The sequence below is a fragment of the Achromobacter sp. DMS1 genome (assembly GCF_001270295.1).
In genome coordinates this window covers 1-8,309 of the sequence record NZ_LHSJ01000184.1, presented here as the reverse complement: position 1 = coordinate 8,309, position 8,309 = coordinate 1, and the positions used below count along the sequence as shown (strand labels likewise).

Genomic DNA, 8,309 nt, shown 5'->3' with positions numbered 1-8,309 from the left:
GCCGGACGGGCCGGGAACGGGCCGGCGGCAACGGCCAGTGCGGCCGGCAGCGTGGCGGCCAGGAATTCGCGGCGGTTCATGATTTGTCTCCTCAGGCGGGTTCCGATGGCCGGGCCGGCGCGCCGGCCGGGCAGTGCATGGACCGTTGGTTGTGTTTGTATTGGTGTGGCGCGGGCGCGCCGCGGCATTCAGGCGGCGAGTTCGCCCGCCGGGGCCACGAAAGGTCGCAAGCGCATGCCCATGAAGCGCGCCTGGCGCGCCTCGAACGCGTCGAACCCGGCGGGCCGCTGGCTGCCCCGCAGGCCGCCGCGCACCGAGCCGGCGCGGCGGTCGCCGTAGTACGGCTCCCAGTCCGCCGGCAGCTCCTGCGAATCCGGCACCGCCAGCCACAGGCGCAGCAGGTGGCGCTTTTCGTCGGGGTGGTCGTGGTCCACGAAACCGGTGCGCGAATGCACGGTGGTGTAGTTGTTGAGCAGCTGCATGTCGCCCTTTTCGAGCCACATCGAATAGCAGAGCCCGGGGTCGGCGAGCAGTTCGTCGATCAGGTCCAGCGCCTCGATCTGGGCGGGGCTCAGGCGCGGCACTTCGCTGAAATCCCGCTGCGCCGCCGTCACGTTCTTGCGGTTGATGCGAAAGGCGAACGGGGAGCGCTCGTCGTTCAGCAGGGGAATGCGGTAGTAGGGAGGCTGGGACGGATCCTGCGCGCCCTGGTAGCTGTAATAGAACGGCTGGCGCAGCACCGGCAGCAGGTCCGGCCGGCGGCGGGCGAATTCCGCCACCAGCGCGGGCGAGCTGATCACCTTGCTTGCGCCGCCTTCCTTGGCGGTGCGGCGGCACAGCAGCGCCACCACGTCGCAGGAGTCGCAGACACGCTGTTGACGGAGCTGCGCCGCATCGTGGACGCGGCGCTGCGCGACCTCGTCAAGCATGCGCCCCTGCCGGCCGGCGCGGCGCTGGCCGCCGTGGGCGGCTACGGACGCGGCGAGCTGTATCCGCATTCGGACGTGGACCTGCTCATCCTGCTGCCCCACCCGCCCACGCCCGAAGACGAGTCGGCCATCGAAAAACTCGTGGCCGCGCTGTGGGACCTCGGGCTGGAACCCGGCCACAGCGTGCGCACCATCGAAGACTGCGAGCGCGAGGCCGCGGCGGACATCACGGTCGAGACGGCGCTGCTGGAATCGCGCTTCCTGGCCGGCAGCCGCACGCTGATGAAGAAATTCGAGGCCGCGACCCGGTCGCGCCTGGATCCGCGCGCCTTCTTCCGCGCCAAGCGGGTCGAAATGCAGCAGCGGCATGCGCGCTACCAGGACACGCCCTACGCCCTGGAGCCCAACTGCAAGGAATCGCCGGGCGGCCTGCGCGACCTGCAGGTCATCCTGTGGATGGCGCGCGCCGCCGGCTTCGGCAGCACCTGGCGCGCGGTCGCCCAGAACGGGCTGCTGACGCAGTCCGAGGCGCGCGACCTGCGCCGGGCCGAGCAAGCCTTCAAGCGTCTGCGCATCGAATTGCACCTGCTCGCGCGCCGGCGCGAAGACCGGGTGCTGTTCGACCTGCAGCCCGCGCTGGCCGGGGTGTACGGCATCCACGCCACGGCGACCCGCCGCGGCAGCGAGCTGCTGATGCAGCGCTACTACTGGGCGGCCCGCCTCGTCACGCAGCTCAACGTCATCCTGGTCCAGAACATCGAGGAGCGCCTGTTTCCGCGGCCTGACGGCGACGCGCACGACATCGACGACGATTTCCGCAACCTGCGCGACCGCCTCGACATCATTCGCGACGACGGTTTCGAGCGCAACCCGACCCTGCTGCTGCGCGCGTTCCTGGTCATGCAGCAGCATCCCGAACTGATCGGCATGTCGGCGCGCACCCTGCGCGCCATCTGGCACTCGCGCCACCGCATCGACGCGCAGTTCCGCCGCAATCCGGTGAACCGCAAACTGTTCCTGCAGATCCTGCAGCAGCCGCGCGGCATCGTGCACGAGCTGCGCCGCATGACCATGCTGAACATCCTGCCGCGCTACCTGCCGGTCTTCCGCCGCATCGTGGGCCAGATGCAGCACGATCTCTTCCATGCCTACACGGTGGACCAACACACGCTGGCGGTGGTGCGCAACCTGCGGCGCTTCACCATGCCCGAGCATGCCCAGGAGTATCCGCTGGCCAGCCAGCTCATCGCCGGGCTCGACCGCCACTGGCTGCTCTACGTGGCGGCGCTTTTCCACGATATCGCGAAGGGCCGGGGCGGCGACCATTCCGAACTGGGCGCGCGCGAGGTGCGCCGCTTCGCCCTGGACCACGGGTTGGACCCCGAAGACGCGGGGCTGGTGGAATTCCTGGTGCGCCAGCACCTGCTGATGTCGGCCGTGGCGCAGAAGCGCGACCTCTCCGACCCGGCGGTCATCCAGGATTTCGCCGCCACCGTCAAGGACGAGCGCCACCTCACCGCGCTCTACCTGCTGACCGTGGCCGACATCCGGGGCACCAGCCCCAAGGTCTGGAACGCCTGGAAAGGCAAGTTGCTCGAAGACCTGTACCGGCTCACGCTGGCGGCGCTGGGCGGCGCCCATGCCGACGCCCATACGGTGCTGACGGAGCGCAAGGAGGAAGCCGCGCGCCTCACGCGGCTGGCCGGCCTGCGCGATGAAGCCCGCGAGGCATTCTGGAACCAGCTCGACGTGGCGTATTTCCTGCGCCACGAAGCGTCCGACATCGCCTGGCACACGCGCCATCTCTATTACCAGGTGGCGCCCGACGGGCCGGTGGTGCGCGCCCGCCCCACGGAGCACGGCGAAGGCCTGCAGGTCATGGTGTACACGCGCGACGTGCCCGACCTGTTCGTGGCGATCTGCGGCTACTTCGACGCCAAATCGCTCTCCATCCAGGACGCGCGCATCCACACCACCCGCCACGGGTGGGCGCTGGACAGTTTCATCGTGCTGCCGCCGGACGGCGCATCCGACCTGCGCGCGCAGGCCACGCTGATCGAGCATGAGCTGGCCGGGCGCCTGCGCGATCCGCAAGGCGCCCATGCGCCCGCGACAGGCCATTTCGGCCGCGCGCGCCAGTCGCGCGTCTCCAAAGTGTTTCCCGTCATGCCCCAGGCCGAATTGCAGCCGGACGAACGCAGCAAGTCGTGGCGGCTGTCGGTAACGGCCACCGACCGCCCCGGGCTGCTGTACGCGCTGGCCCGCGTATTCGCCCGCCACGAAGTGAACCTGCTCATGGCCAAGATCATGACGCTGGGCGACCGGGTGGAAGACGTGTTCATCGTGGACGGCGCCGCGCTGGAGCGGCCGCGCTCGCAGATGCAGTTCGAACGCGACGTGCTGGACGCCCTGGCGGGCGAGGATACCCGCCGGCAGGCCGCCTGACGCCGCGGCGCGCCAGCGCATACAATCCGGTTTTCGGCCCGCCTTCCTGCTGCCCATGGGGATCAACGACTTTCTGCGCGCGTTCGGCTCCAGCTTTTTCTTCACCGTGGCCACGCTGCTGCCGTTTCTCAATCCGCCCGCCATCGCGCCGATCTTTCTCTCGCTGACCGAGGGCGCGTCGTCGGCCACCCGCACGGTGCTGGCCAAGCGCGTCGCCATCAACGTGGGGCTGATGCTGGCGGTGGCCATGGTGGCCGGCAACGTGGTGCTGAGCTTTTTCGGCATTTCCCTGTCCATCGTGCGCGTGGGCGGCGGCATGCTGGTCATCGCCAGCGCCTGGCGCCTGGTCAACTCGCCGGACGCGGACACCGAGCGCGTCGCACGCATGGCCGAGTCGTTCACGCCCGAAATGGCGCGCTCGCGGGCCTTTTACCCCCTGACCTTTCCCATCAGCTGCGGCCCGGGCTCCATCGCCGCGGCCATCACCGTGGGCGTTTCGCTGCGCGACCAGCACGCCGGGCTCAGCCTGCTGCGGCTGGCGGGCTCGCTGCCGGGCATTCTGCTGGTTTCGGCCACGCTCTACGTCTGCCTGCGCTTCGCCGCGCAGATGCTGCACCGGCTGGGCGACAACGGCACCGCGGTCTTCATGCGCATGTCGGCCTTCATCATGCTCTGCCTGGGCGTGCAGATCTTCTGGGAAGGCGCGCGCGACCTGGTGCTGGCCCTGTTGCAGCAGTCCATGCAACCAATTCCCGTCCACCCGGCCTAAAGCGTGTCGCCCCTGGACCCACGCCATTCTCCCGGCCTATTTCCCTGTCCTGCTTCCCATGCCCATGCATTCCCATTCCCAACGCCTGCTCCGTCTCATCGCCCTCTTCTGCTTCGCGGCGGTCGGCATCGCGCTCGCGTCCCAGCATCTGTTCGACATGCCGCCCTGCGCGTGGTGCGTCATGCAGCGCCTGATCTACCTGGTCATCGGCGTGGCCGCCCTGCTGTGCAGCCTGGGCGGGGGCGGACTGGCGCGCCTGGGCGGCGGACTGGCCGCGGCGCTGTCGCTCTGCGGCGTCGCGGCGGCCTGGTACCAGTACAGCGTGGCCGCACAGATGCTGTCGTGCGACCAGACCTTCGCCGACCGCTTCATGAGCGGCCTGGGCCTGGACGCCGCCGTGCCCTGGCTGTTCGGCATCTACGCCACCTGCATGGACGCGGTGGTGTCGGTAATGGGCATCGAGTACGCGTTGTGGAGCCTGGCGCTTTTCGCGATCCTGTTCTTCATGGCGCTGCCCGTGCTGTTCCGGCGCGGCGCGCAATGAAAAACCCCCGGCGCCCGGATGCGATTCCGGGCGCCGGGGGCAGTTCCGGGGCGCGGCAGGCGTTCTTGCGCGCTCCGCCGCGGCCTCAGCCCTCAGGCGTCGTTGGCCGCGTAGCCCATGTTGAACTGCAGCCCGCCCGGCGGCTCGTCGGTGCCGGCGTCCGCGCGCGACTGGCCCAGGCGGGCCAGGTATTCGGCGGTGATATCCCCGGTGACGTATTCTCCGTCGAAGCACGACGCCTCGAAGCGGGTCAGCGCGGGATTGATGTCGCGCACGGCCTGCTGCATGTCGGCCAGGTCCTGGTAGACCAGGCTGTCGGCGCCGATGGTGCGGGCGATTTCCTCGTCGCTGCGACCGGTGGCGATGAGCTCCTTCTGGGTGGGCATGTCGATGCCGTACACGTTGGGGAAGCGCACCGGAGGCGCGGCCGAGGCGAAGTACACCTTGTTGGCGCCCGCCGCGCGCGCCATTTCGACGATTTCGCGGCTGGTGGTGCCGCGCACGATGGAGTCGTCGACCAGCAGCACGTTCTTGCCCTTGAACTCCATGCCAATGGCATTGAGCTTCTGGCGCACCGACTTGCGGCGCACGGCCTGCCCGGGCATGATGAAGGTGCGCCCCACGTAGCGGTTCTTGATGAGCCCCTCGCGGTAGTCCAGGTTCAGGCGCGCGGCGAGCTGCATGGCGGCCGGGCGCGACGAATCGGGAATCGGCATGACCACGTCGATGTCGCCCAGGCGCATGTTGCGCGCCACCTTGTCGGCCAGGTATTCGCCCATGCGCAGGCGGGCGTCGTAGACGGACACGCCGTCGATCAGCGAATCCGGGCGGGCGAAGTACACGTATTCGAAAATGCAGGGCACGAGCTGCGGATTCTCGGCGCACTGGCGGCTCACCAGGCGGCCGTCCAGGTCGATGAACACCGCCTCGCCCGGCGCCACGTCGCGCACGAACGAAAAGCCGCTGCCCTCCAGCGCCACCGATTCCGAGGCCACCATCCATTCGACACCTTCGTCGGTGTCCTGGCGGCCGATGCACAGCGGACGGATGCCGTAGGGGTCGCGGAAGGCCAGCAGGCCGTAGCCCGAGATCTGCGCCACCACCGCATAGGCGCCCCGCACGCGCTTGTGCACGGCGGCCACCGCGCGGAACATGGCGTCGTCGTCCAGCGACACACCGCTGGCGGCCGATTGCAGCTCGTGCGCGAGCACGTTGAGCAGCACTTCGGAATCGGAATTGGTGTTGATGTGGCGGCGATCGACGCGGTAGAGCGATTCGCGCAGCTCGCGCCAGTTGGTCAGGTTGCCGTTGTGGGCGAACATGATGCCGAACGGGGCGTTCACGTAGAACGGCTGGGCTTCTTCTTCGCTGGCGCTGGAGCCCGCGGTGGGATAGCGAACCTGTCCGATGCCCGAGTTGCCGGGCAGCGCGCGCATGTTGCGCGTGCGGAAGACGTCGCGCACCAGCCCATGCGCCTTGAACATATTGAACTGGGTGCCCTGCGACGTCGCAATGCCCGCGGCGTCCTGCCCGCGATGCTGCAACAGCAGCAAGCTGTCATAGAGGAGCTGGTTGACCGGCCCGCGCCCGATGACGCCTACGATTCCACACATGGTGAGATTTCCTGGTTGATTTAAAGCAGATCAATACGGCAGCAGCGCCGCCAGCGAAGGCGGCAGCCACGTCTTGATGTGTCGGATGGCCTCGATGGCCGAATGCGAAAACATGGCGTCCTTCCACCACGGCTCTTCGGGCAGCGGCGTATAGCCGGCCGCGGCGACCAGGGCCAGCACGATCAACAGCCCCCGCGCCAACCCGAACATCCCGCCCAGGCCGTGGTCGGCGGGACCGAGTCCGGTGGTGCGGATCAAGGCGGCAAGCGTCATGTTGACCAGACCCACGCCCAGCAGCACGATGATGAACACGGCGGCGTAGGACACCCCCATGCGCAGCATCGTCGTTTCAATATAGGGCTCCAGCCAGCCATAGACCGTGGGGCCCCACCACACGGCCGCCACGAACGCCAGCAGATACGCCAGCAGCGACAGCACCTCTTTCAGCAGGCCGCGCACCAGGCCCAGCACACCCGATACCGCCAGGATGGCCAGCACGACGAAATCGAAGCCGGTCACTACTGGGCGGCGATGAAGCCATTGTCATAGCCCAGGGTGCGCAGGCGCGCCTGGGCCGCTTGCGCCGCCTCGCGCGAGGGGAACGGCCCCACGCGCAGGCGGTACTGCTGCTTGCCTCCGATGTTGGCGGGCTCGACGAAAGCATTGGTGACGCCGGCCTGGTGCAGCTTGGTCCGGCGCGACTGCGCGTCTTCCGCCGTGGTGTAGGCCGCGATCTGCAGCACGAAATTGCCTTTGGACGACTGCGCCTTGGGCGCGGAGGCGGCCGGGGCCGAGCGCCCTTCGAGCAGCGCCAGGGCGCGCGAGCCGTCGTCGGTGCGGCTGTCGGCGGGCTTGGCCGCCGGCTTGGGTTCGGGCTTGGGCTCGGCGGGCTTCGTTTCCGGCCTGGTCTCGGGCCGGCTTTCGGGCTTGGCCGCGGCCGCCGGCGGCTGCGCATGCTGCGGCGCCTGGGCGGCAGCGGGAGGCTGCTGCGGCGTGGCCGAGGCCAGCGGCGGCGGAACCGCAGCGGGGTCGGAAGACGCGGCGGGCGGGGTTTCCTCGGCAGGAGCGGCGGGCGCCGCGGCCTGGGGCTCGCTCACCTGGGGCTGGAACGGCGTATTGCGCTCGGGGACGCGGATGGGAATGTTGTCGGCGACCGGCTGGGGCTGCGAATCGAGCACCATGGGCAGCACGATGACCGCTGCCAGCACCAGCGCGACGGCTCCGGCCAGCCTGCGCCGCGCCCTGCCGCGCATTTCGGCGGCCTGGACCTCGCTGGGCACGGCAGCCCGTCGGGAGGTCTGCGCCTGCTCGGCGGGATCTTTGCGTTTGAAAAAACCCATGGAAGAGAATTCCTTGCGGCGGCTTGCGACGGTGCATCGGGCCGCCGCGCTTGCGGCCCTTGCCTAGGCCTTGCGGCCCAGCGCCTGCAAAACCGAGGCGACGGTAAGAAACGAACCGAATACCACGATTCTATCATTCTCCCCCGCCTGTTCGCGCGCCGCCGCATAGGCCGCCGCTGGGTCGGGGAAGGCGCGCACGGAGGGGCTGTCCTCGCCCGCGGCCGGAGGCGGCAGAGCCACGCGCACCCGCTCGGCCAGCTCCTCTCCCGTGCCGCCGCGCGGCCCGGGCAGGCCCGCACAGAACCAGTTGTCGACACGCGCGCCCAGCCTGGCCACCACGCCGGCCAGGTCCTTGTCGCTCAGCATGCCGAACACCGCGTGGGTGTAGGGATGAAAGCCCATGTTGTCGAGGTTCTGCGCAAGCACAGCCGCGGCGTGCGGATTGTGCGCCACGTCCAGGATGACCGTGGGCTGACCCGGCAGGATCTGGAAGCGCCCCGGCAGAGAAGCCTGCAGCAGCCCCTGACGCACCGCCTGCTGGGGCACCGGCAGGCGGTCGGCGCACCGATTSYRTCGCAATGCCATCCGAGCATGCTGTTCGCCGTGCTGCTGCCGTTCCTGATCGCGCTGGTGGGCGCCATCGTTCTGCTCTGGCTGTTCTGGACGCCC

The 8,309-nt window shown here is 69.2% G+C and carries 7 protein-coding genes and 2 pseudogenes; 4 read left to right on the top strand and 5 right to left on the bottom strand.

The window, feature by feature from the left end:
* Positions 1–188: 188 nt before the first annotated feature.
* Positions 189–998 (bottom strand): TauD/TfdA family dioxygenase, encoded by an 810-nt coding sequence (locus AD428_RS25435; protein WP_369798790.1) that lies wholly within the window; start codon positions 996–998, stop codon positions 189–191.
* On the opposite strand from AD428_RS25435, the gene AD428_RS18715 reads away from it, so the two are divergent.
* The 3 genes from AD428_RS18715 to AD428_RS18705 all read left to right on the top strand — a co-directional run bounded on the left by AD428_RS18715 (position 885) and on the right by AD428_RS18705 (position 4,687).
* Entirely contained in the window at positions 885–3,374 is a 2,490-nt protein-coding gene (locus AD428_RS18715; RefSeq protein ID WP_369798791.1) for a [protein-PII] uridylyltransferase, read from the top strand. The genes AD428_RS25435 and AD428_RS18715 overlap by 114 nt on opposite strands.
* A 55-nt stretch (positions 3,375–3,429) precedes the next feature.
* Positions 3,430–4,143, top strand: a complete 714-nt coding sequence (locus AD428_RS18710; protein ID WP_053245263.1) for a MarC family protein — start codon at positions 3,430–3,432, stop codon at positions 4,141–4,143.
* A gap of 64 nt (positions 4,144–4,207) precedes the next feature.
* Positions 4,208–4,687, top strand: coding sequence for a disulfide bond formation protein B (locus AD428_RS18705; RefSeq protein WP_053245266.1), 480 nt, complete (start codon positions 4,208–4,210; stop codon positions 4,685–4,687).
* A gap of 92 nt (positions 4,688–4,779) precedes the next feature.
* Here the strand turns inward: AD428_RS18705 and purF are convergent, their stop codons facing one another.
* From purF to AD428_RS18685, 4 genes and pseudogenes are all read right to left on the bottom strand, one after another.
* On the bottom strand, positions 4,780–6,300 hold the full coding sequence (purF, locus tag AD428_RS18700; protein ID WP_053245264.1) for an amidophosphoribosyltransferase: 1,521 nt from the start codon (positions 6,298–6,300) through the stop codon (positions 4,780–4,782).
* Between the two features lie 30 nt (positions 6,301–6,330).
* Positions 6,331–6,819 carry a CvpA family protein gene (locus tag AD428_RS18695; RefSeq protein ID WP_053245265.1) on the bottom strand — a complete coding sequence of 163 codons (489 nt, stop codon included), beginning with the start codon at positions 6,817–6,819 and terminating at the stop codon, positions 6,331–6,333.
* Positions 6,819–7,640: an SPOR domain-containing protein gene (locus tag AD428_RS18690; protein ID WP_053246185.1), complete on the bottom strand. Its 822-nt coding sequence runs from the start codon at positions 7,638–7,640 to the stop codon at positions 6,819–6,821. Before AD428_RS18690 ends, AD428_RS18695 begins: the two co-directional genes overlap by 1 nt.
* Positions 7,641–7,703: 63 nt before the next feature.
* Positions 7,704–8,198 (bottom strand): annotated as a pseudogene (locus AD428_RS18685) (glutamate ligase domain-containing protein); the annotation flags it as partial.
* Here AD428_RS18685 and AD428_RS29960 point away from each other — a divergent pair.
* Positions 8,151–8,309 (top strand): annotated as a pseudogene (locus AD428_RS29960) (EI24 domain-containing protein); the annotation flags it as partial. The pseudogenes AD428_RS18685 and AD428_RS29960 sit on opposite strands and share 48 nt — an antisense overlap.

Excerpts from the sequence above, each read along its gene's own strand:
- AD428_RS18710 (WP_053245263.1), top strand. The coding sequence starts at position 3,430 with ATGGGGATCAACGACTTTCTGCGCGCGTTCGGCTCCAGCTTTTTCTTC.
- purF (WP_053245264.1), bottom strand. The coding sequence starts at position 6,300 with ATGTGTGGAATCGTAGGCGTCATCGGGCGCGGGCCGGTCAACCAGCTC.
- AD428_RS18690 (WP_053246185.1), bottom strand. The coding sequence starts at position 7,640 with ATGGGTTTTTTCAAACGCAAAGATCCCGCCGAGCAGGCGCAGACCTCC.
- AD428_RS18705 (WP_053245266.1), top strand. The coding sequence starts at position 4,208 with ATGCATTCCCATTCCCAACGCCTGCTCCGTCTCATCGCCCTCTTCTGC.
- AD428_RS25435 (WP_369798790.1), bottom strand. The coding sequence starts at position 998 with ATGCGGATACAGCTCGCCGCGTCCGTAGCCGCCCACGGCGGCCAGCGC.